This window comes from Bradyrhizobium sp. Kon37 (genome assembly GCF_055807535.1).
This window is the reverse complement of record NZ_JBVVOY010000008.1, coordinates 210,289-231,188: the sequence shown is the minus strand read 5'-3', so window position 1 is coordinate 231,188 and position 20,900 is coordinate 210,289. Positions and strand designations below refer to the sequence as shown.

Here is a 20,900-nt window from a genome sequence, read left to right as displayed (position 1 = left end):
TCTCGCGGCCATCATTGTTGGTGACATCGCTTCCTACAGCCGCCTGATGCAGGCCGACGAGGAGGGCACGCACGTCCGCGTCAAGCGGATCGAGAGAGATCTCATCCAGCCCAGCATCGTCGAGCACCATGGAAGTCTGGTGAAGACGACGGGCGATGGCTTCATCGCGATTTTCGACAGTCCGGTCGAGGCCGTCCGATGCAGCATCGTCATCCAGCAAAATCTCATCGGCCGCAACGCCTCGCTTCCGAAGGAGACCCGGATCGAGTACCGGATTGGCGTCAATCTCGGTGACGTCATCGTGGAGCCTGATGACGTCTACGGCGATGGTGTCAACATCGCGACGCGCATCGAGGGCATCGCCGAGCCAGGCCAGGTCTTTATCTCCGGCGCGATCTACGAGCAGATCAAGCACAAGGTCGTGTGCGGTTACGAGTCGCTCGGGGACCGCAAAGTCAAGAACATCACCGATCCCGTGCGCGTCTATAAAGTGCTGCCGGATGCAGACGCGGTCGGCAGGACGCGCGGACGGCGCGAGAATGCTCTGATCTTTCTCCTGGGAATCACGCTGTCGGTGATGGCCGCCGGCGTGCTGTGGTATCTGCTGGCTCAGGCGCCGGGCAGGGTGGGCGAGCAGGCCGCCGTGACCACCACTTCTCCGGCCGCATCGCCGAGCCCGCAGCCTCCGCCGCGCGAAGCGGCGCCGCAGCCCTCTCCCTCGTCGGCTTCGTCATCTCCGTCGGCCGCTCCGGCGCCAACTCAATCGACGAGCCAATCGGCAAGTCAGTCGCCAATTCCCGTCCGCGAACCCGAGATGGTCGCCATTCGCGGCGGCAGCTTTGCGATGGGAAGCAATGACGACCCGACCGAGCGTCCTGTCCATCAGGTGACGGTCAGACCGTTCTCGATCGGCAAATATCCGGTGACCGTGCAGGAATGGAACGAGTGCGCCGCTGCAAAGGCGTGCGGCTTCACGGCGATCGGCAAGGACGATGCACCGGTCAGCAATGTGAGCTGGACCGACGCGCAGCAATATGCGGCCTATCTCGCGCAGGCGACGAAGAAGACTTACCGGCTTCCGAGCGAAGCCGAATGGGAATATGCCGCGCGGGGCGGAACGCAGACCAAATATTGGTGGGGCGACAAGCTGCAGCCGGGCATGGCCGGTTGCAAGGATTGCGGTGATCTCGCGGCCGAGCAACCGGCGAAGGTCGGCAGCTTCAGGCCTAATCCGTTCGGGCTCCACGACATGGGCGGCGGCGTCGATCAGTGGGTCGCGGACTGCTGGCACAAGACCTATCAGGGCGCGCCCGGTGACGGCTCGGCATGGAGCAGCGGGGACTGCAGCGCTCATGTCTTGCGCTCAGGCTCCTGGAAGAACGATTCGAGATATGTGCGGCCGTCCAACCGCGACGGCTACGACACCAATGTTCGTTACCCCACGCACGGATTCCGCGTGGCGCTCAGTCCTTAAGCGGTGGAGTTGGTTTGATGCAGATCCTTCGTTGCGTCGCGTTGGCGGCGGCGCTCGCATTGCTTCCGGGGGCAGCCTTTTCGCAGGGCAAGGCAGCGCCCAAGGACGCAAAGCTCTATTTCATCACCCCGCATGACGGGCAGAAGGTCCGCGGCGGATTCTGGGTCCGGTTCGGCTTGCGCAACATGGGAGTGACCCATGCCGGCGACGAGTATCAGAACGCCGGTCATCATCATTTGCTGATCGACGTCAACGACCCCATCGATCCCAAGGAGCCGATCCTGCAGGACAAGTCGCATCTGCATTTCGGGGCAGGGCAGACCGAAACGCTGCTCGAGCTTCCGCCCGGGACGCATACGCTTCAACTCGTGCTGGGCGATGCCAGGCACTATCCGTTCGAGCCACCCATCGTGTCGGAGAAGATCACCATACGCGTCCGGCAGCCCACCACGGCGCGATAGGCGATCTCACCGCAGGCTGGCGTTGAACTTGTCCAGCGCCGCAGAGCCCGGGCAGAGCGTGTCGGCTTCCAGCGTGTTGAGCGGCGTTTCGACCGTGTTGAGATGCTCGTGCAGATCTTCCGCGTCAGGATCGACGTAGAGCAGGCCGGTGACGATCTGTCCCTTGGCGGCGTGCTTTTGCAGGAAGGTCTGGGCGCCGAGCCGATCATGCGGATCGTAGTCGGCGTCAATCTTGCGCAGCGCGATCCTGCTGCCGTCATGCTGCTCGACCATTTGCACCGTGCCAGGTGCGTAATCCACCGCGATCGGGTCGCGGCCGACCAGCACGTCGAGCCGGTTCACCGCGTCATTATGCTCGCGAACATAGTCGAAGCTCTTGGTCGAGCCGGCGTGGTTGTTGAAGGCGATGCAGGGGCTGATGACGTCGATGAACGACGCGCCCTTGTGACGGATCGCGGCCGCGATCAGCGGCACGAGCTGGGCCTTGTCGCCGGAGAACGAGCGCGCGACGAAAGTCGCGCCCAACTGCAGGGCGATCGCGACGAGGTCGATGGCGTTGTCGGTGTTGGTGACGCCCTTCTTGGACTTCGAGCCGCGGTCGGCGGTGGCCGAGAACTGGCCCTTGGTCAGGCCGTAGACGCCGTTGTTCTCGACGATATAGGTCATGTTGACGCCGCGCCGGATCGAATGCGCGAACTGGCCGAAGCCGATCGAGGCGGAATCGCCGTCGCCGGAGACGCCGAGATAGATCAAATCGCGATTGGCGAGATTGGCGCCGGTCAGGACCGACGGCATGCGGCCGTGCACGGAGTTGAAGCCGTGCGAATTGCCGAGGAAATAGTCCGGCGTCTTCGACGAGCAGCCGATGCCCGAGATCTTGGCGACCCGGTGCGGCTCGATCGAAAGCTCATAGCAGGCCTCGATGATCGAGGCCGTGATCGAGTCGTGGCCGCAGCCGGCGCACAGCGTCGAGATCTTGCCTTCGTAGTCGCGGTGGGTGTAGCCGAGCTCGTTCTTCTTCAGCCCGGGATGGTGGAATTTCGGCTTTGCAATGTAGGTCATGCGAGCACCTGCGATCCCAGCTGCGTCATGGCCGGGCTTGTCCCGGCCATCCACGTCTTGGCGGCAAGGAAGGAAGGCGTGGATGCCCGGGTCAAGCCCGGGCATGACGAAGGAAAGAGTAAAGCGTAGGTCATGACACGGCCTTGCGGAGCGGGGTCACCTTGAGGTGATCCTGGTGGTCGCCAATGGCTTTTGCGATGAAGCGAGCGGTAATCGGCGAGCCGTCGTAGTGCACGATCGGCACCAGCCGCACCGGGTCGATGCCGTTTTCGTTGACGATGAGCTGGCGCAGCTGGCTGTCGCGGTTCTGCTCGACGACGTAGACGAAATCGTGCTCGGCGAGGAAGCTCGCTACGCTGGAATGGAACGGGAAGGCGCGGATGCGCAGGCGATCGAGCTGATGCCCGCGCGCTTCCAGCAAGCCGATCGCCTCGTCCATCGCCGGCGTGGTCGAGCCGAAATAGATCACGCCGTATTTGGTCGGCCGTTCGGCATTGGCCTGGAGCGGCCGCGGCACCAGATCCTGCGCGGTCTCGAACTTGCGCATCAGCCGCTGCATGTTGTCGGCGTAGACCGAGCCTTCCTCGGAGTAACGCGCATAGCGGTCACGCGACGTGCCGCGGGTAAAAAAGGATCCCTTGGTCGGATGCGTGCCGGGATAGGTTCGGTACGGGATGCCGTCGCCGTCGACGTCGAGATAGCGCCCGAAGTCGCGGCCTTCGTCCAGCATCTCCGCGGTCATCACCTTGCCGCGGTCATATTGCTTGGAATCGTCCCATTTCAGCGGCCGGCAGAGCCGGTGGTTCATGCCGATGTCGAGGTCGAGCATCAGGAAGATGGTGGTCTGGAGCCGCTCGGCGAGATCGAAAGCCGCGGCCGCGAACTCGAACGCCTCGGCGGGATCCTCCGGGAACAGCAGCACATGCTTGGTATCGCCATGCGAAGCATAGGCGCAGGCGATGATGTCGCATTGCTGGGTGCGGGTCGGCATGCCCGTGGAGGGACCGGCGCGCTGGATGTTCATGATCACGGCCGGGATTTCGGCGAAGTACGAAAGTCCGATGAACTCGGTCATCAGCGAGATGCCGGGCCCGGAGGTCGCGGTGAAGGCGCGTGCGCCGTTCCAGGAGGCGCCGATCACGATGCCGATCGAAGCCAGCTCATCCTCGCCCTGCACGATGGCGTATTTCGCCTTGCCGGTTTCCGGATCGTGCCGGTACTTCTTGCAATGCGCGGTGAAAGCCTCTGCCACCGACGAGGACGGCGTGATCGGATACCAGGCGCACACCGTGGCGCCGCCATAGACGGCGCCAAGTGCGGCGGCGCTGTTGCCCTCGATGAAGATGCGGTCGCCCACCTTGTCGGACTTCTTCACCCGCAGCCCGGTCGGGCATTTCAGATTCTGCAGCGCCCAGTCGCGGCCGAGATGCAGCGCGTGGACGTTGGACGAGAGCAGCTTCTCCTTGCCCTTGTACTGCTCGCCGATCAGCTGCTCGATCAGCTTCGGATCCATGTCGAGCAGCGCCGAGAGCGCGCCGAGATAGATGATGTTCTTGAACAGCTGGCGCTGGCGCGGATCGGTATAGGTCGAGTTGGTGATCGCGGTCAGGGGGACACCGATCACAGTGATGTCGTCGCGGAATTTGGTCGACGGCATCGGCTTGGTGGAATCGTAGAACAGATAGCCGCCGGGCTCGATCCCGGCGACGTCCTTGTCCCAGGTCTGCGGGTTCATGGCGACCATCATGTCGACGCCGCCGCGGGCGCCGAGATGGCCGTCTTCCGTCACCCGCACCTCATACCAGGTCGGCAGGCCCTGGATGTTGGAGGGGAAGATGTTGCGCGGGCTCACCGGAACGCCATGGCGCAGGATCGCGCGCGCAAACATCTCGTTGGCGCTGGCCGAGCCTGATCCGTTGACGTTGGCGAAGCGGACGACGAAGTCGTTTACGCTGCTGATCGGCTTTTTGTCGGACATGTCGAACCCGCTTGAGTCATCTCGATCAAATATTTCTGCATGTCCCAGGCGCCGGTGGGACAGCGCTCGGCGCAGAGCCCGCAATGCAGGCAGACATCCTCGTCCTTGACCATCACGCGCCCGGTCTTGAGGTCGCTGGACACATACAGATCCTGGTCCGGATGCAGCGAGGGCGCTTTCAGGCGCTGACGGAGATCGCCTTCCTCGCCGTTGTCGGTGAAGGTGATGCAATCCATCGGACAGATATCGACGCAGGCGTCGCACTCGATACAGAGCGAGGTCGAGAACACGGTCTGGACGTCGCAGTTCAGGCAGCGGTGAGCCTCGCCCAGCGCCAGCTTGACGTCGTAACCGAGCTCGACCTCGGTGCGGATGTCCTTCAGCGCGATCACCTTGTCGCGATGCGGCACCTTGTAGCGCTTGTCGTTGGAGATGTCGTTGTCATAGCTCCATTCGTGGATGCCCATCTTCTGTGACGAGATGTGCACCTCCGGCAATGGTCGCTCGGTGACGTCCTCGCCCGAGAGCATTTTGTGGATCGACAGCGCGGCGTCATGGCCCTGCGCCACCGCCCAGATGATGTTCTTCGGCCCGAACGCGGCGTCGCCGCCGAAGAACACTTTTGGATTGGTGGATACGAACGTCTTCGGATCGACCTTGGGCATATGCCATTTGTCGAACTCGATACCGCAATCCTGCTCGATCCAGGGGAAGGCGTTCTCCTGGCCGACCGCGACCAGCACGTCATCGCATTCGATGGTTTGGTCCGGCTCGCCCGAGGGCACGAGGTTGCGGCGGCCCTTGGCGTCGTATTCGGCCTTCACCTTCTGGAAGGTGATGCCGGTGAGCTTGCCGTTGTCATGGACGAAGGCTGTGGGCACGAGGAAGTTGAGGATCGGAATGTCCTCGTGCAGCGCGTCTTCCTTCTCCCAGGGCGAGGCCTTCATCTCCTCGAAGCCGGAGCGCACGACGACTTTCACCTCTTCGCCGCCGAGGCGGCGGGCGGTGCGGCAGCAATCCATCGCGGTGTTGCCGCCGCCGAGCACGATGACGCGCTTGCCGATCTTGTCGGTATGGCCGAACGAGACCGAGGAAAGCCAGTCGATGCCGATATGGACGTTTGCGGCGGCTTCCTTGCGTCCGGGAATGTCGAGCTCGCGGCCGCGCGGTGCGCCGGAGCCGACGAAGATCGCGTCGTACTTCTCCGCGAGCAGCGCCTTCATGCTCTCGATGCGGTGGCCGCCCTTGAAGTCAACGCCGAGACCCAGGATGTAGCCGGTCTCCTCGTCGATGACCGAATCGGGCAGGCGGAATTTCGGGATCTGCGAGCGCATCATGCCGCCAGCTCGGGGATCACCGTCGAACACGGTGCAGTGATAGCCGAGCGGCGCGAGATCGCGGGCTACCGTCAGCGAAGCGGGACCGCCGCCGACGAAGGCAACGCGCTTGCCGTTCTTCGCCGACGGCCGCGGCAGGCGTTGCGTGATGTCGTCCTTGAAGTCGGCGGCGACGCGCTTGAGGCGGCAGATCGCGACCGGCGTCTCCTCGACACGTCCGCGGCGGCACGCCGGCTCGCATGGACGATCGCAGGTGCGTCCCAGAATTCCGGGAAACACGTTCGATTTCCAATTGATCATATAGGCGTCGCTGTAGCGGCCTTGGGCGATCAGTCGGATGTATTCGGGAACGGGGGTGTGCGCAGGACAGGCCCATTGGCAATCGACCACTTTGTGAAAGTAGTCGGGGGCCGCAATATCGGTCGGTTTCATTCCTACCCTGTCCGCGCAGGCTCAAAGACCCCGCGGCCTTTTCTCGAGCTTGGCGAACGCTAACGCGCGGCGATCTGGTTTCTGAATGACGTCATTGGGTTAGCTTATTAGAACCGCTCCGAAGTACAACGGCAAAATTCGCGCTTCCCCTCTTTCATGGGAGCTACGCGCGCACAGCATTAACGACGGCGCGCAGTATGTGGCGGTGCAGCATGTTGCGATGCGTCCGATGGCTAGTTGCGCGCGATGTCGCTCTTCGCGAGGTCCCACATCAGGCTGTAGGTGCCGACCGACACGGGAAGCGGGAATGGAGAGGCGGCAGGGCCGGTGAAGCGCGCGGCAATCACGGCCGAGACCGCGCCGACATGCGTGCCGTCGATCAGCACGAACCAGTCGCGCGCGCCTTCGTTGCGCACCGCCGGAATGTCCGCGGTCGCGCCCGATAGTTCTGGCTCGCTCTCGAGCAGATGCATCGAGATGATGCCGTCGTGTTTTTCCGGCGCTAGCCTTTCTTGCAGTGCGTCACGCCACGCGGCTGCATTGTCCGGCGTCGGCCGCAGCCGGACCACGCCGAGCGCCGCGCCTCGGCCAGTGCCGTTGCTGATCGTGATACGGGCGACCACACGCAGCATGTCCTTGAAATGCGCCATGCTCCGCCGCGACCATTCGGTCTGATTGGCGAGCCGCGCTCGGTAGGCGGGACTGTCGAGCACGTCGAGCGTCGCGGTCGAATACAGCGAAAGATATTTGGGATTGGCGGCGTGCGCGACATAGCGCCGCGCCTCCAGAAAACCCTCGATCGCAACGCGCTCTTCCAGATGCTCACGATCGTACCAGCGGTTGAAATCGGCTGCATCTGAAACGTCGATATTCATCGACGTCAGCAGCATGCCCTTCCCAGCGAGTGGCATTTTCTTGTTGTCCTGTTAGCGCGAGATCTTCGAGGCGATATCCGCGATCGACTTCATGACCGCGTCTCGCACGCCGGTATCATAGAGCGAATGGCCGGCTTCTTCCACGACGCGAATCTCGGAACCCGGCCACGCTTTCGCTAGCCGCTCGGATGTCTCGGGAGGGCACAACAGATCGTAGCGGCCCTGGACGATGATGCCGGGAATGCCGTCGAGATTGCCGGCATTCCGCAACAACTGGTTCTCCGTCATGAAGCTGTCCTGGACGAAATAATGCGCCTCCATGAACGGCGTCGCCGGCAATGTGCGCCAGACGTTCAGCGACGCCAGGTCGATCCGCGTCTTTGCGGCCTTGTGTTCCGACAACGCGCGCTCGGTGTCGTGCCAGGCGCGCGACGCCGGGCCATGCACGGCCGGATCGGCATCGAGGATGCGGCGATAATAGGCTTCCACCGGCCGCGCGCGTTCCTCCAGCGGCAGCACGCTGAGAAAATCCTCGTAGAGCGCGGGGTAGAATTGCGACAGGCGCGAGGTGAAGGCGATCTCGACCTCCGCACGCGTGCCGAGAAACGTCGCGCGGAGCGCAATCCCGGAGACGCGCTTAGGATGGGCTTGCGCATAAGCCAGCGCCAGCGTCGCGCCCCAGGAGCCGCCGACCACCATCCAGCGCGCGACGCCGAATTTCTCGCGGAGCTTTTCCATGTCCGCGATCAGATGCTGCGTGGTGTTGTGCTGGCGCGATCCCTTCGGCCGGCTGCGGCCGCAGCCACGCTGGTCGAACAGCACGGCATGGAAACGGTCGGGATCAAACAGCCGGCGGTGGTCGGGCTGGCAGCCGCTGCCGGGGCCGCCATGCAGATAGACCGCCGGGATTCCGTCGGTGCGGCCGACGCTCTCGACATACAGCTCGTGGCCGTCGCCGACGTCGAGCATTTCGGAGGTCAGCGGTGCAAAGGGATCGGCGCGCTTGACTGAGCTGGCCGCGTCGGCGTCAGGCATCATTCCCGGATTCCAGAGTGCCGCCGGCGAAATTGCGATAGACGAAGCGGGTGGTATCGCCCTCGGCCTCGCGCTCGGCCTGCTTGAAGATGGTCTCGTGCAGCGGCGACAGCGCACAGGCCGGATCGGTGTTGGCGGCGTCACCGGTCAGCGCAAAGGCCTGGCAGCGGCAGCCGCCGAAATCGATCTCGCGGAATTCGCAACTCTTGCACGGCTCCTTCATCCAGCCGGTGCCGCGATAGCGGTTGAAGGCGTCCGAGTTCTGCCAGATCCAGGCGATCGAATGGTTGGAGCGCACCGATTCGAAGTCGAGCCCGGTGATGCTCTCGGCGGCGTGGCAGGGCAGCACCTTGCCGGCCGGCGAAATGTTGAAGAACTGCCGGCCCCAGCCGCCCATGCACTTCTTCGGCCGCAGCGCGTAGTAATCGGGCACGACATAGTCGATCGTCAGCCGGCCCTTCAGCCGCTCGCGCGCCTCCTCGACGATGCGGGTGCACTCGTCGAGCTGGGCCACCGTCGGCATCAGCGCGGCGCGGTTCTTCAGCGCCCAGCCGTAATATTGCACATTGGCGACCTCGAGCCGGTCGGCGTCGAGATCGACCGACATCTGGATGATATCAGGCAGCTGATGCAGGTTCTGCCGGTGCATCACCGCATTCACGGTGAGCGGCAAATCGAGCTCGCGGGTCCATTTTGCCACCTCGAGCTTCTTGCGGTGCCCGTTTTTGTAACCGCCGACGCGATCGGCGAGGGCTTCTTCAACGCCCTGGAAACTGATCTGGACGTGGCAGAGCCCGGCATCCGCAAGCTCGCTCAGCCGCTCGCGCGTCAGCAGCACGGCCGAGGTGATGAGGTTGGTGTAGAGGCCGACGTCGCTGGCATGCTTGACCAGCTCAACCAGGTCCTTGCGCGCGGTCGGCTCGCCGCCGGAGAAATGCACCTGGAGCACGCCGATCTCGGCGAGCTCGCTCAGGACCTTCTTCCATTCCTCGGTGGTCAGCTCCTTGCCCGAGCGGTCGAGCTCGACCGGGTTGGAGCAATAGGGGCATTGCAGCGGGCAGCGATGGGTGATCTCGAGCAGCACGGCGAGCGGAATGCCGAACGTCTCCGCCGTCGAGCGGCTCTTCTCCAGCACCGCGAGGCTGTCGCTGGCGTCGGGCGGGATGGTGGGATTACCGAGCACATCGCTCATGACGTCTTCTCCCGGGCCTCCGTGAGGAAGCCCTTGTCGGCGAGATCCTGCAGCATGACGATGACGTCGGCCAGGATCGCCTCGCGCGGCGCGGCGTATTTTGCCGCGAGCTCGTCCGAAACCTCGCCGACATTGCGCTCGCCGTCGCAGAGCTGCAAGACCTCGACCGCGATCTCGTCCGGCGCCAGCACGCGTTCGGGCGCCAGGATCACCCAGACTTTTCGCGTCTCGTCATATTTCAGCTTGGCGTGCCGCGGCAGCACCGGCCGGCTGGTCTCGCTGACGCTGATGTGACGCGGCCCGGCCATCGCTTGTTCCTCAGCTCGCCTTTTGGTGTTCTTGAGGCACGAACGCGCCCGGCGGAATGTGGCCCTCGACATAGGCGTGTTGGAGCGCGTCGAGCTGCACCCACAGCACGTTGGTCTTGAAGATCAGCGCGTTGCAGACCGACGCGCGTTGCTCGGGGGTGGTGGCATGCGCCTTGACATAGTCGAGCGCAAAGCCGGCGTCGCGCGGTGCCTGCGCCAGCCGGCGCTTGAAGTAACTCATGATGTCTGGATTGACGAAGTCATAGTGCTCCAGCATGCCGGCAATGCGCTCTTCGTGCAGGTTCGGCGCGAACAATTCGGTGAGCGAGGAGGCGATCGCCTCCAGCGGCGACTTCTCGCGGCAATAGTGCACATAGGCTTCCACCGCAAAGCGCGTCGCCGGCAGGATGCCTTCGGTCGATTCCACATAGGCCGTGTCCAGCCCGAGGCCGTCGGTCAGCTTCAGCCAACGCTCGATACCGCCTTCGGAGCCGATATCGCCGTCATGATCCTCGATGCGGTGGCGCCATTCCACGCGCGTGGCGCGGTCGCGGAAGCGCGAGATCACCACCGCGTCCTTGATCGGGATGGTGCTTTGGTAATAGTAGCGGTTCAGCGCCCAGGCCTGGACCTGGCCCTTGTTCAGCTTGCCGCCGTGCAGCAGTCTATGGAACGGATGCAGGCTGTGATAGCGCGTCGCACCGATATGGCGCAGCGCCGCCTCCAGCTCCTCGGCGCTAGTGAGCCTGATGTCCTTGCCGACCGAGAGCGCGGTCATTCCATTCAGTGACGCGGCATTCACAGCACGATCTCCGTTCCGTCGGCGGGTATCTGCCAGCCCGCCGCTTCAGCGGCCTTGCGCTCGGAGGAAGAGGGCAGCAGCGCCGGGTTCGAGTTATTGATATGCAGAAATATCTTCCTGTCGAGAGTGAGGTCGGCGAGCCGCGCGATGGCGCCGTCGTCGCCGGACATCGCGACATGGCCCATGCTCTTGCCGGTCTTGTGGCTAAGCCCAGTCTTGATCATCTCATCGTCCTGCCACACCGTGCCGTCGAAGAACACCAGCGCAGCGCCGTCGATCTCGGCCTTGAGCGCGTCGGTGATTTCTGCGCAGGCGGCGATGAAGTAGAAGCATTTGCCGGTTGATTTATCGGTGATCTTCAGCCCCAGCGTATCGCCTTCGCCAGTGTCGCCGCCCGGATGCGCCTTGCCTTCCAGGTACCAGGCCGATTTGCCCGAGACCGCGAAGGGCAGCACCTCAAGTCCTGAGCGCGTCCCGTCCGGCAGCCGCGGCTCGAACGGCTCATTGATGCCGATCGGCAGGCGCTGCACGCTCTTCTCGTTCAGCACGTTGAAGATGCTGTTGGCCTTCAGGATCGCCAGCACCTTCTCATGCGCATAGACCGTGAAGGGCGATCCCTCGCGCATCGACAGCAGGCCTGCCACCGCGTCCACTTCGCTGTTGGTCAGGATTACGCCTGCGATCGGCGTATGGCGCAGCGCGCCTGCCTTCGGATGCAGCTGTGGCGTCGCATTCAATTGCTGGCGGAGGTCGGGGGAGGCGTTGATCAAGAACCAGTGCTCGCCGTCGCCACTGAAGGCGACCGAGGCTTGGGTCCGTTGCAGCTCTTGGCCGTTATCACGGGCCGTCCGGCAGCCCTCGCAACCGCAATTCCATTGCGGCACTCCGCCGCCGGCTGCGGCGCCCAGGACGACGACGCGAAGCATGATCCGTCTCCTGGAGACAATGTCGCGAGGTGGACCTCACGCAAACACAAATCCTGTCTTCCGGACATGCATCGTGACCGAAAGATCCACCTGCGCAGAACGCGAACTCACCAACCGCTTACTTGCGGGTGGCGCTCACATACATGTTGATTTCCATGCCACAGGGCACTTCGACGATCTTCGGGGCTTTCCAGGCCATTTCGGCTCTCCATTTTCGAGATTTCGGACGTATCCGCCCGGGGCTAAGTTACTGCGAGCACAAAAGTTCGCCAGTGAAATTTTCCCGAGCAAGTGCATATTGCGCCGCGAGAAAAGCGCGGGGAACAGTACTTTCTGGTGATGCGGCCCTGCGCTCGGCGCATTCGGTCGCGAACCCTGTCCTGATAAAGCAGTTGTGAGTGCAGTGCAGCTTTCAATCCGGTACCGGCGACCCAACTGGAACTTCGTGATGCCCAGATATTTCTTCAACACCCGTATCGGCGACGAACTGATCGTGGATCCTGAGGGCGAGGATTTGCGCAATCCCGACCGCGCCTGGGAGGTTGCCCGCCAGATGATCCTGGAGGTGCTGAGATCGGAAGGCACCCAGCCGGCCCTGCTCGAGGCCGTCATCGAGGTCACCGACCGCGAAGGCGAGATCGTGCTCGAATTCCCCTTCACCGAGGCATTGCTGGACATCCCGGACCAATCCGCGACGCGGCATTAGCCCCCGACTCTCTCCCCGTCATTGCGAGGAGCCCTTGCGACGAAGCAATCCAGACTGCTTCCGCGGAGGCAGTCTGGATTGCTTCGCTTCGCTCGCAATGACGGAGAATGAGCCTCACCCGCGCATCCCCCGCCCTTCGCCCCTGCGAAATCCGCATGGCTTTGCCGCGTTCCCGGGGCTAAAAGACGCCGGTTAAACGGAGCAAGCCATGCAAGATCTCTGGCGCCTGTCGGCGGCCGACCTCGCCAACCTCGTCAAAACCAAGAAGGTCTCCGCCAGGGAGGCCGCGCAGGCCGGCCTCGCCCGGCTCGACGCCGTCAATCCCAGCCTCAACGCCGTGATCGACCACCGGCCGGAGGACGTGCTCAAGCAGGCCGACGCCGTCGATGCCGCCATTGCGCGGGGCGAGGACCCAGGCCCGCTCGCCGGCGTGCCCGTCACCATCAAGGCCAATGTCGATCAGGAGGGCTTTGCCACCACCAACGGCCTCAAGCTCCAGCGCGACCTGATCGCGCGCGAGGACAATCCGGTGGTCGCCAATTTCCGCAAAGCCGGCGCCGTTCTGCTTGGGCGCACGAATTGCCCGGCCTTCTCCTATCGCTGGTTCACCACCAATCTGGTCCACGGCGACACCAAGAACCCCCGCGACGCCTCGCTGACGCCGGGCGGCTCGTCCGGCGGCGCCGGCTCGGCGGTCGCGGCCGGCATCGGCCATATCGCCCATGGCACCGACATTGCGGGCTCGATCCGCTATCCCGCCTATGCCTGCGGCGTGCATGGCCTGCGCCCGACGCTCGGCCGCATCCCGGCCTTCAATCCGGCCTTGCCGGAGCGCCCGATCGGGCCGCAGATCATGGCGGTGTCGGGACCGCTGGCGCGCACCGTCAACGACATCAGGATTTCGCTCGCGGCGATGTCGGCCCGCGATGTCCGCGATCCCTGGTTCGTGCCGGCGCCGCTGGAAGGCCCGGCGCGTCCCAAGCGCGCCGCGCTGTGTCTCAATCCGGACGGCCTGGCCACCGCGCCCGAGGTGAAGGCCGCCGTCATCGACGCCGGCAAGCGGCTCGAGCGTGCCGGCTGGACCGTCGAGACAATCGAGAACACCCCGCCGATGCGCGAAGCGGTCGAGTGGCAGATCAAGCTGTGGCTGGGCGACGGCTATGAGGCGCAACTCGAGATGGCCGAGCGTGAGGGCGATCCCGGCGCGCTGGCGTGCCTCAACGGCAACCGCGGCAGGGTCACGCCGATGGACCAGGCCAATTACGCCAAGGCATTGACCCGCCGCGCCACGCTGATCCGCGACTGGATGCTGTTTTTCGAGACCTATGCCGTGCTGCTGACGCCGGTCTCCGGCGAATTGCCGTTCCCCGATCATCTCGACCGCAAGGACGAGTCTTCCTTCAAACGCGTCTGGGAAGCACAGCTGCCGCAGATCGCCATTCCATTCATGGGCCTGCCGGGCCTCGTGGTCTCCACCGGCCTCGTCGGCAAGGCCCCGGTCGGCGTACACATCGTGTCCGGCCGCTATCGCGAGGATCTCTGCCTGCTCGCAGGCGAGGCGATCGAGGCGGGCGGCGTGCCGCCGTCGCCGATCGATCCCGTGGGTTAGCGATGTCGGTGATCTACGACTTCAAGGCCAACTCGCTTCTCGGCGAAGAAGTGCCCATGCGCAGCTTCGAGGGACAGGTGCTGCTGATCGTCAACACCGCGAGCAAATGCGGCTTCACGCCGCAATATCGCGGCCTGGAGGATCTGCATCGCGACCTGTCCCCGCGCGGCTTCTCGGTGCTCGGCTTTCCCTGCAACCAGTTCGGTGCGCAGGAGCCGGGACCGGCGAGCGAGATCCAGGCGTTCTGCTCGACCAATTACGACGTCACCTTTCCCCTGTTCGAGAAGATCGACGTCAACGGCAGCAATGCGCATCCGTTGTATGAGTACCTGAAACGCCAGCAATCCGGCCTGCTGGGCGCCTCCATCAAATGGAATTTCACCAAATTCCTGGTGGATCGCGCCGGCAAGGTGGTTTCGCGCTATGCGCCGACCGCGCGGCCCGAAGGATTGCGGCAGCAAATCGAGACCCTGTTATGAGCGAGACAATCATGAGCGACGAATTTCCGGACCGCCTCTCGGTCGATCCGAACAGCCCCTTTTACAACGCGGACATCCTGGCGCGCGACGTCGGCATCCGCTTCAAGGGTGTGGAGAAGACCAATGTCGAGGAATACTGCATCAGCGAAGGCTGGGTTCGCGTCACCGCCGGCAACGCCAAGGACCGCCACGGCAACCCGCTGACCATCAAGGTGCACGGCCCGGTCGAGCCGTATTTCAGGGATAAGAAGTAAGTACTGGCACTGCGAGGAGCGAGCTCAAGTCTTAGTCCCTCATCCTGAGGAGCGCGGAACGCGCGTCTCGAAGGATGAAGGCCCGGCCAGTGGCCTCGCCCTTCGAGACGCCTGCTTCGCAGGCTCCTCAGGGTGAGGGTCTGCCGGATCGCTACGCTCGCAATGACGAAAGTGAAAGGCCAAACCCCATGTCCGTCCGCATCGTCGACGTCCGCGAGATCACGAAGCCGATCTCTTCGCCGATCCGCAACGCCTATATCGATTTCACCAAGATGACGACGAGCCTGGTTGCCGTCGTCACCGACGTCGTGCGCGACGGCAAGCGCGTCGTCGGCTACGGCTTCAACTCCAACGGCCGCTACGGGCAGGGCGGCCTGATCCGCGAGCGCTTTGCCTCGCGCATCCTGGAGGCCGATCCGAAATCGCTGCTGAACGCGGTCGGCGACAATCTCGACCCCGACAAGGTCTGGGGCGCGATGATGACCAACGAGAAGCCGGGCGGCCACGGCGAGCGCTCCGTCGCGGTCGGCACCATCGACATGGCGGTGTGGGATGCGGTGGCGAAGATCGCAGGGAAACCGCTGTTTCGGCTGCTGGCCGAGCGTCACCGCGTCAAAGCCAATCCGCGCGTGTTCGTCTACGCCGCCGGCGGCTATTATTATCCCGGCAAGGACCTTTCGATGCTGCGCGGCGAGATGCGCGGCTATCTCGATCGCGGCTACAACGTCGTGAAGATGAAGATCGGCGGCGCCGATATCGAGGACGACCGCGCCCGCATCGAGGCGGTGCTGAAGGAGATCGGCAAGGACGCGCAGCTCGCCGTCGACGCCAACGGCCGCTTCGATCTCGAGACCGGCATCGCCTACGCAAAAATGCTGCGCGACTATCCGCTGTTCTGGTACGAGGAGGTCGGCGATCCCCTCGACTACGCGCTGCAGGCAGCGCTCGCCGAATTCTATCCGGGCCCGATGGCAACGGGCGAAAATCTGTTCAGCCACCAGGACGCCCGCAATTTGATCCGCTACGGCGGCATGCGGCCCGACCGCGACTGGCTGCAATTCGACTGCGCGTTATCCTACGGCCTGTGCGAATACCAGCGCACGCTTGAGGTGCTGAAAACTCATGGCTGGTCGCCGAGCCGCTGCATCCCCCACGGCGGCCACCAGATGTCGCTCAACATCGCAGCCGGCTTAGGCCTCGGCGGCAACGAGAGCTACCCCGACCTGTTCCAGCCCTATGGCGGCTTCCCCGACGGCGTCCGCGTCGAGAACGGCCACATCACCATGCCCGATCTCCCGGGCATCGGCTTCGAGGGCAAATCGGATCTCTACAAGGAGATGAAGGCGCTGGCGGAGTAGGCCGACGCGAGGGGCGCGACGGCCGCGCCACACACTCCGTCATTGCGAGCGCAGCGAAGCAATCCAGAGTCTTTCCGCCGAAGCAGCCTGGATCGCTTCGGCGCATCAGCGCAAAATTGCTTTGCAATTTTGTCGCGAGCTCCTCGCAACGACGATGTGGCGAAAGTCTCGCAATCATCTCTTGGTTGTGATATCATGAAAGCTCTCCTCAGCTGAGCACGATCATGAAGCAGCCTTGCGTGTACATGTTCGCCAATCGCCGCAACGGGACGATCTATACAGGCGTCACGTCCAATCCACCGCGCCGCGCGTTCGAGCACCGCGAGGGCTTGGTGAAAGGGTTTTCGTCAAAGTATGGCTGCAAGCTTCTCGTCCGGTACGAGCTGCATGCGACGATGACCGACGCGATCACACGCGAGAAGCAGATCAAGGCCGGCAGCCGGGAAAAGAAGCTTGCGCTGATCGAGAGCGTCAATCCGGATTGGATGGATTTGTACGAGACGCTAATTTGATTGCACCAGGTGTCACCACACACTCCGTCATTGCGAGCGCAGCGAAGCAATCTCAGGTGTCGCCACATACTCCGTCATTGCGAGCGTAGCGAAGCAATCCAGAGTGTCTCCACGGAGGCAGTCTGGATTGCTTCGTCGCAAGGGCTCCTCGCAATGACGGCGGCGAGGGCGATGTCTCTCCTGTCAGCGCCCAGACCGGGGACGGTGGCCTTGATGCCTCAGATCGCCACATACTCCGTCATTGCGAGCGTAGCGAAGCAATCCAGAATCTTTCCGCGGAAGCAGTCTGGATTGCTTCGTCGCGAGCGCTCCTCGCAATGACGGCGGAGAGTGCGTCGTCGGCTGGGTTCGCCTTGACGATGTGGCGTGAGCCGGATGTCCCCTACGACAGCCGCATATCCAGCAGCCGTCGCCCTTCGCCCTTCAAGAGCTTCTTCACCGCGCTCGAGGCCACGACTTCGCCGTCATTCGCATAAGCTTCGTGGTTCTTCTCGATGTCGTCGAGGCGGTAGAGGTAATTGACCATCACGCCGGCGGATTCGCGCACGCCCTTCGGCGAGAGGTCCCCTAACCAGTTGATGCGCTCGAGGCGGGCGCCGTTGCCGAGATGGAAGCGGGCGACGGAGTCGATCAGCTTGCCTTTCGGCGTGCGCGCCTTCAGGAAGTAGTGCGCCGCGAGCGGTTCGATCACGCCACGTAGCAGTGTCGTGGTCTCGGGGTTCTCGAACCATTTGGGATCGTCGAGGCGCTTCAGGATCTCGCGGTCCTCGTCCGACAGCGGCAAATCCTTGTCCTGCTTCACCCATGGCATGAAGCCCGGCACCGGCGACAGCGTCACGAAATTGTCGAGCTTGGGTAATTCGCGGCGCAGCTCCTCCACCACCTGCTTGATCAGGAAGCTGCCGAAGGAGATGCCGCCCAGACCGCGCTGGGTGTTGGAGATCGAGTAGAACACGGCGGTGCGGGCGCGCTCGATCGGGACGGAGGGGCGGTCGACCGCGAGCAGCGGCGCGATCGCGCCGGGGATCGTCTCGGTCAGCGCCACCTCGACGAAGATCAGGGGCTCGTCGACCATCGCGGGATGGAAGAAGGCGTAGCAGCGGCGGTCGACCGGATCGATGCGGCGGCGCAGATCGTCCCAGTCGCTGATCTCGTGCACGGCCTCATAACGGATGATCTTTTCGAGGATGTTGGCCGGCGTCGACCAGTCGATCCTGCGCAGCACGAGAAACCCCCTGTTGAACCATGACGAGAGAAGATGCGAAACGTCGCGATCGAGCGCGGCGAGATCGGTGTGCCCGTTCCTCATGTCGAGCAGGTCGGCGCGCATCTTGACGAGATCGCCCGTGCCGCCGGGTGCGCGGTTGAGGCGGCGGATCAGCTCCTGCCGGCGCGGCTCGGAGGCGAAGTGCAAGGCGCTGGCATCCTCGTCGGCCGGCTTGGCACGCCATGTCTCGATCGCCTTGGACAGGCGTTCCCGATCCGGGCCGAAATCGCGGACCAGGGCTTCGAAAAAGGCGCGACGTCCCGCCGCATCCAGATCCTGGTAGATGTCGAGCACCTCACGCGCCATGGCGGTGCCGGAAGCTTCACCCCGGCCTGACAGCAGCGCGCCACAGAGCTCGATCAGCCCGTCGGCGTCCGGCTTGGTGTCGGCAGAATCCCCGCGCCGGAGCAGCGTGCGGCCGCGCTCGGAGATGGTGGTGAGCAGGTCGGAGAAGAAAGCGTTGGCCATCGGGGCTTTCGTGTCGGGTTTGTGCGGTGCGGGAATATTACACGGAATTTGGGCGGAAGCCGATCACAATCAAGCGGGGGATTTTGGCAAGTTTAGCGGGGGCGTGCGTCTCCAGGAAAGCTGTCATGCCCGGTGAGGGACGTTTGGAGAACGAGGCGGCTGCCCCATACACCGTCATTGCGAGCACAGCGAAGCGATCCAGAATCCCTCCGCGGTGGCAGCCTGGATTGCTTCGCTGCGCTCGCAATGACGAGGTGGGAAGGGCGGTTTACCCCTTCCCCGCAAACTCCGTCGGCGTCCGCCCCGTCACCTGACGGAACGCTGCGGAAAAAGCCGGCACGCTGGCATAGCCGAGCTGGGTCGCGAGCTGCTTCACCGAGACGTTGGCATCGGTCGACAGCCGCTGGATCGCTGCCGCGATTCTTGCGCGCTGGCACCAGCTCTTGAAGCTCAGCTGCGTCTCGGTCGAAAACAGCCGCGACAGCGTGCGCGCGGAGGTTCCGACCTCGCGCGCCAGCGCGTCGATGTCGTGCAGGCCGGTGGGATCGTCGAGCACGATCATGGCCGCGCGCCGGCAGCGCGGCTCGTGCGGCAGCGGCACGAAGGTCGCGGAATCCTCGGCCTGGACCAGTTCCAGCATCACGAGGCGAACCAGCAGATCGGTCCGCTCCTCGGTATTGCGCGCGTCGAACAGCGCGAGGATCGCCTGGTTCAGCAGCGGCGACACCCGCACCACGAATTCCCTGGTCAGTCCCTCATGGCGCTGCTCGCGCTTCAGCCAAGCCAGGTCGAAATAGAGCGTCCGCATCTCGATGTCGGCAAGCAGATCGATGGCGTGCTGGAGCCCGGCGGGGACCCACACTGCGCGGTCCGGCGGCACCAGCCAGCGTCCCCCGGGAGTCGTCACCTGCATGGTGCCCCTGGCGGCATAGATCAGCTGCGCCTCGCGGTGCAGATGCGGATCGATCCGCATGCCCTTGGGGTAGTCGCGCGCGACCAGATGCACGCCCGCGGGTGAGCGATGGTTGCTCCGGACCTCCCGGAGGATTGGCGTCTCGACGACAGTCATTGGCAGCATCCCGTCATGCCCAAGACATATAACTCATTTCGGAGTAGGAGAGGATTCGGAATGAACAGCCCCAGCCGGGTGATCAGTTTCGTCAACGCGGGCCATTTCATCGACCATTACGCGATGCTGATTTTCGCCGCCGCGGTGATCATCATGGGACCGGCGCTCGGCATGGCCTATTCGGAACTCCTGCCTTATGCGACGCCGGGCTTCGTCGCCTTCGGCGCGGGCTCGCTGCTCACCGGCTGGCTCGGCGACCGCTGGAGCCGCCGCCACATGATGCTGATCTTCTTCGTCGGCATCGGCGCCTCCATGATCTCGGTCGGCTTCGTGCAGACCCCAGCCCAACTCGGCGCGGCGCTGTTCGCGATCGGCATTTTTGCCTCGATCTATCATCCCGTCGGCACCGCCATGATCGTCTCCTACGCGGACAGGCTCGGCCGCGAGATGGGCATCAACGGCGTCTGGGGCAATCTCGGCGTCGCATCGTCGGCGCTGGTCACCGGCGTGATCGGCCAGTATCTCGGCTGGCGCTTCGCCTTCATCGTCCCGGGCATCGTCACCATCCTGATCGGCATCGCGTTTGCGATGATGGTCGTGCACGAGGACCGCAAGGGCTCGAAGCAGGCGGCAGCGCAAGCGCGGGTCGCCAAGCAGGACATGTGGCGCGTGATCCTGTCGCTGTTGATCGTGGTGATCGCGATTTCCACCACGTTCAACGCCGTCACCGTGGCGCTGCCAAAGCTGTTCGCCGAGCGGCTCGCCGATCTCACCAAAAGCCCGGCGCTGCTTGGTGTCATCGCGGCCTGTGTCTACGTGTTCGGCGCGATGACGCAGTACACGATCGGCCGGCTGCTCGACCGCTATTCGCTGAAGACGGTGGCGCTGCCGCTGTCCTTCATGCTGGCGCCGTTCCTGTATCTGGCCGCGAGCCTGTCCAATCTGCCGCTGATCCTGGTCTCGATCGGCATCGTCATGGGCGCGTTCGGACAGGTCACGGTCAACGACGCCATGGTCGGCAAATACACCAGCGAGGAATGGCGCTCGCGCGCCTATGCCGTGCGCTATTTCATCGGCTTCACCGCGGCCGGCGCCTCGGTCGGCCTGGTCGCCTGGCTCTACGAGCAGGGCGGCTTCGTCACCATGCTGCATGCCTTCGCCGCACTCTGCCTGCTCGCGATCGCAGCCGCGATCATTCTCCCGCGCGAGATCAGGACACCGGCGGCGGTCTAGTCTCTCTCCCCGTCATTGCGAGGAGCGCAGCGACGAAGCAATCCAGACCGCCTCCGCGGAGGG

At 63.9% G+C, this 20,900-nt stretch carries 21 protein-coding genes; 9 read left to right on the top strand and 12 right to left on the bottom strand.

Annotated elements, in window-relative coordinates; genetic code table 11:
• Together AC0L3J_RS18495 and AC0L3J_RS18490 are read left to right on the top strand one after the other, a co-directional pair.
• Positions 1-1,474: SUMF1/EgtB/PvdO family nonheme iron enzyme (locus AC0L3J_RS18495; RefSeq protein WP_473348023.1), on the top strand; the 1,474-nt coding region annotated here is incomplete at its 5' end.
• 17 nt (positions 1,475-1,491) lie between these two features.
• A complete protein-coding gene (locus tag AC0L3J_RS18490) occupies positions 1,492-1,935 on the top strand; it encodes a DUF4399 domain-containing protein (RefSeq protein ID WP_473348022.1) in 444 nt (147 codons plus the stop codon).
• A gap of 6 nt (positions 1,936-1,941) precedes the next feature.
• On the opposite strand, the gene AC0L3J_RS18485 is transcribed toward AC0L3J_RS18490, so the two are convergent.
• The 10 genes from AC0L3J_RS18485 to pqqA form a co-directional block, all read right to left on the bottom strand.
• Entirely contained in the window at positions 1,942-2,997 is a 1,056-nt protein-coding gene (locus tag AC0L3J_RS18485) for a 2-oxoacid:ferredoxin oxidoreductase subunit beta (RefSeq protein ID WP_473348021.1), read from the bottom strand.
• A gap of 130 nt (positions 2,998-3,127) precedes the next feature.
• Complete coding sequence (locus AC0L3J_RS18480) at positions 3,128-4,975, bottom strand: 2-oxoacid:acceptor oxidoreductase subunit alpha (RefSeq protein ID WP_473348020.1); 1,848 nt, start codon at positions 4,973-4,975, stop codon at positions 3,128-3,130.
• Positions 4,945-6,744, bottom strand: a complete 1,800-nt coding sequence (locus tag AC0L3J_RS18475; RefSeq protein ID WP_473348019.1) for an FAD-dependent oxidoreductase — start codon at positions 6,742-6,744, stop codon at positions 4,945-4,947. The genes AC0L3J_RS18480 and AC0L3J_RS18475 overlap by 31 nt, the downstream gene beginning before the upstream one ends.
• A gap of 233 nt (positions 6,745-6,977) precedes the next feature.
• Entirely contained in the window at positions 6,978-7,655 is a 678-nt protein-coding gene (locus tag AC0L3J_RS18470) for a hypothetical protein (protein ID WP_473348018.1), read from the bottom strand.
• A 15-nt stretch (positions 7,656-7,670) separates the two neighbouring features.
• On the bottom strand, positions 7,671-8,657 hold the full coding sequence (gene pip, locus AC0L3J_RS18465) for a prolyl aminopeptidase (protein WP_473348017.1): 987 nt from the start codon (positions 8,655-8,657) through the stop codon (positions 7,671-7,673).
• Positions 8,647-9,846: a pyrroloquinoline quinone biosynthesis protein PqqE gene (gene pqqE / locus AC0L3J_RS18460; protein ID WP_473348016.1), complete on the bottom strand. Its 1,200-nt coding sequence runs from the start codon at positions 9,844-9,846 to the stop codon at positions 8,647-8,649. Before pqqE ends, pip begins: the two co-directional genes overlap by 11 nt.
• Positions 9,843-10,154, bottom strand: coding sequence for a pyrroloquinoline quinone biosynthesis peptide chaperone PqqD (gene pqqD, locus AC0L3J_RS18455; protein WP_473348015.1), 312 nt, complete (start codon positions 10,152-10,154; stop codon positions 9,843-9,845). The genes pqqE and pqqD overlap by 4 nt, the downstream gene beginning before the upstream one ends.
• Positions 10,155-10,164: 10 nt before the next feature.
• Positions 10,165-10,932, bottom strand: a complete 768-nt coding sequence (gene pqqC / locus AC0L3J_RS18450; protein ID WP_473348032.1) for a pyrroloquinoline-quinone synthase PqqC — start codon at positions 10,930-10,932, stop codon at positions 10,165-10,167.
• A 20-nt stretch (positions 10,933-10,952) separates the two neighbouring features.
• A complete protein-coding gene (gene pqqB, locus AC0L3J_RS18445; protein WP_473348014.1) occupies positions 10,953-11,882 on the bottom strand; it encodes a pyrroloquinoline quinone biosynthesis protein PqqB in 930 nt (309 codons plus the stop codon).
• 118 nt (positions 11,883-12,000) lie between these two features.
• Complete coding sequence (pqqA, locus tag AC0L3J_RS18440) at positions 12,001-12,081, bottom strand: pyrroloquinoline quinone precursor peptide PqqA (RefSeq protein WP_007595659.1); 81 nt, start codon at positions 12,079-12,081, stop codon at positions 12,001-12,003.
• Positions 12,082-12,330: 249 nt separating this feature from the next.
• Between pqqA and AC0L3J_RS18435 the strand changes: the two genes are divergently transcribed.
• The 6 genes from AC0L3J_RS18435 (at position 12,331) to AC0L3J_RS18410 (ending at position 16,800) form a co-directional block, all read left to right on the top strand.
• The gene (locus AC0L3J_RS18435; RefSeq protein ID WP_007613759.1) at positions 12,331-12,588 is read left to right on the top strand and encodes a DUF6894 family protein; all 258 of its coding nucleotides are present in this window, start codon (positions 12,331-12,333) and stop codon (positions 12,586-12,588) included.
• A 208-nt stretch (positions 12,589-12,796) separates the two neighbouring features.
• On the top strand, positions 12,797-14,197 hold the full coding sequence (locus tag AC0L3J_RS18430) for an amidase family protein (protein ID WP_473348013.1): 1,401 nt from the start codon (positions 12,797-12,799) through the stop codon (positions 14,195-14,197).
• Between the two features lie 2 nt (positions 14,198-14,199).
• Positions 14,200-14,676, top strand: a complete 477-nt coding sequence (locus tag AC0L3J_RS18425) for a glutathione peroxidase (RefSeq protein WP_456768310.1) — start codon at positions 14,200-14,202, stop codon at positions 14,674-14,676.
• Positions 14,673-14,930 carry a DUF3297 family protein gene (locus tag AC0L3J_RS18420; RefSeq protein ID WP_007613756.1) on the top strand — a complete coding sequence of 86 codons (258 nt, stop codon included), beginning with the start codon at positions 14,673-14,675 and terminating at the stop codon, positions 14,928-14,930. Before AC0L3J_RS18425 ends, AC0L3J_RS18420 begins: the two co-directional genes overlap by 4 nt.
• 188 nt (positions 14,931-15,118) lie before the next feature.
• Complete coding sequence (gene tarD, locus AC0L3J_RS18415; RefSeq protein ID WP_473348012.1) at positions 15,119-16,288, top strand: D(-)-tartrate dehydratase; 1,170 nt, start codon at positions 15,119-15,121, stop codon at positions 16,286-16,288.
• 224 nt (positions 16,289-16,512) lie between these two features.
• Positions 16,513-16,800 (top strand): GIY-YIG nuclease family protein, encoded by a 288-nt coding sequence (locus AC0L3J_RS18410; protein ID WP_473348011.1) that lies wholly within the window; start codon positions 16,513-16,515, stop codon positions 16,798-16,800.
• Between the two features lie 382 nt (positions 16,801-17,182).
• Here the strand turns inward: AC0L3J_RS18410 and AC0L3J_RS18405 are convergent, their stop codons facing one another.
• A complete protein-coding gene (locus tag AC0L3J_RS18405; RefSeq protein WP_473348010.1) occupies positions 17,183-18,535 on the bottom strand; it encodes a malonyl-CoA decarboxylase in 1,353 nt (450 codons plus the stop codon).
• Positions 18,536-18,803: 268 nt separating this feature from the next.
• Complete coding sequence (locus AC0L3J_RS18400) at positions 18,804-19,604, bottom strand: AraC family transcriptional regulator (RefSeq protein WP_473348009.1); 801 nt, start codon at positions 19,602-19,604, stop codon at positions 18,804-18,806.
• Between the two features lie 60 nt (positions 19,605-19,664).
• On the opposite strand from AC0L3J_RS18400, the gene AC0L3J_RS18395 reads away from it, so the two are divergent.
• Positions 19,665-20,837: an MFS transporter gene (locus tag AC0L3J_RS18395; protein WP_456768315.1), complete on the top strand. Its 1,173-nt coding sequence runs from the start codon at positions 19,665-19,667 to the stop codon at positions 20,835-20,837.
• The last annotated feature ends 63 nt before the right edge of the window (positions 20,838-20,900 follow it).

What these genes read in the sequence shown, in the direction of transcription:
- AC0L3J_RS18490 (WP_473348022.1), top strand. Translation starts at nt 1,492, where the DNA reads ATGCAGATCCTTCGTTGCGTCGCGTTGGCGGCGGCGCTCGCATTGCTT.
- AC0L3J_RS18485 (WP_473348021.1), bottom strand. Translation starts at nt 2,997, where the DNA reads ATGACCTACATTGCAAAGCCGAAATTCCACCATCCCGGGCTGAAGAAG.
- AC0L3J_RS18480 (WP_473348020.1), bottom strand. Translation starts at nt 4,975, where the DNA reads ATGTCCGACAAAAAGCCGATCAGCAGCGTAAACGACTTCGTCGTCCGC.
- AC0L3J_RS18475 (WP_473348019.1), bottom strand. Translation starts at nt 6,744, where the DNA reads ATGAAACCGACCGATATTGCGGCCCCCGACTACTTTCACAAAGTGGTC.
- AC0L3J_RS18470 (WP_473348018.1), bottom strand. Translation starts at nt 7,655, where the DNA reads ATGCCACTCGCTGGGAAGGGCATGCTGCTGACGTCGATGAATATCGAC.
- pip (WP_473348017.1), bottom strand. Translation starts at nt 8,657, where the DNA reads ATGATGCCTGACGCCGACGCGGCCAGCTCAGTCAAGCGCGCCGATCCC.
- pqqE (WP_473348016.1), bottom strand. Translation starts at nt 9,846, where the DNA reads ATGAGCGATGTGCTCGGTAATCCCACCATCCCGCCCGACGCCAGCGAC.
- pqqD (WP_473348015.1), bottom strand. Translation starts at nt 10,154, where the DNA reads ATGGCCGGGCCGCGTCACATCAGCGTCAGCGAGACCAGCCGGCCGGTG.
- pqqC (WP_473348032.1), bottom strand. Translation starts at nt 10,932, where the DNA reads ATGACCGCGCTCTCGGTCGGCAAGGACATCAGGCTCACTAGCGCCGAG.
- pqqB (WP_473348014.1), bottom strand. Translation starts at nt 11,882, where the DNA reads ATGCTTCGCGTCGTCGTCCTGGGCGCCGCAGCCGGCGGCGGAGTGCCG.
- pqqA (WP_007595659.1), bottom strand. Translation starts at nt 12,081, where the DNA reads ATGGCCTGGAAAGCCCCGAAGATCGTCGAAGTGCCCTGTGGCATGGAA.
- AC0L3J_RS18435 (WP_007613759.1), top strand. Translation starts at nt 12,331, where the DNA reads ATGCCCAGATATTTCTTCAACACCCGTATCGGCGACGAACTGATCGTG.
- AC0L3J_RS18430 (WP_473348013.1), top strand. Translation starts at nt 12,797, where the DNA reads ATGCAAGATCTCTGGCGCCTGTCGGCGGCCGACCTCGCCAACCTCGTC.
- AC0L3J_RS18425 (WP_456768310.1), top strand. Translation starts at nt 14,200, where the DNA reads ATGTCGGTGATCTACGACTTCAAGGCCAACTCGCTTCTCGGCGAAGAA.
- AC0L3J_RS18420 (WP_007613756.1), top strand. Translation starts at nt 14,673, where the DNA reads ATGAGCGAGACAATCATGAGCGACGAATTTCCGGACCGCCTCTCGGTC.
- tarD (WP_473348012.1), top strand. Translation starts at nt 15,119, where the DNA reads ATGTCCGTCCGCATCGTCGACGTCCGCGAGATCACGAAGCCGATCTCT.
- AC0L3J_RS18410 (WP_473348011.1), top strand. Translation starts at nt 16,513, where the DNA reads ATGAAGCAGCCTTGCGTGTACATGTTCGCCAATCGCCGCAACGGGACG.
- AC0L3J_RS18405 (WP_473348010.1), bottom strand. Translation starts at nt 18,535, where the DNA reads ATGGCCAACGCTTTCTTCTCCGACCTGCTCACCACCATCTCCGAGCGC.
- AC0L3J_RS18400 (WP_473348009.1), bottom strand. Translation starts at nt 19,604, where the DNA reads ATGACTGTCGTCGAGACGCCAATCCTCCGGGAGGTCCGGAGCAACCAT.
- AC0L3J_RS18395 (WP_456768315.1), top strand. Translation starts at nt 19,665, where the DNA reads ATGAACAGCCCCAGCCGGGTGATCAGTTTCGTCAACGCGGGCCATTTC.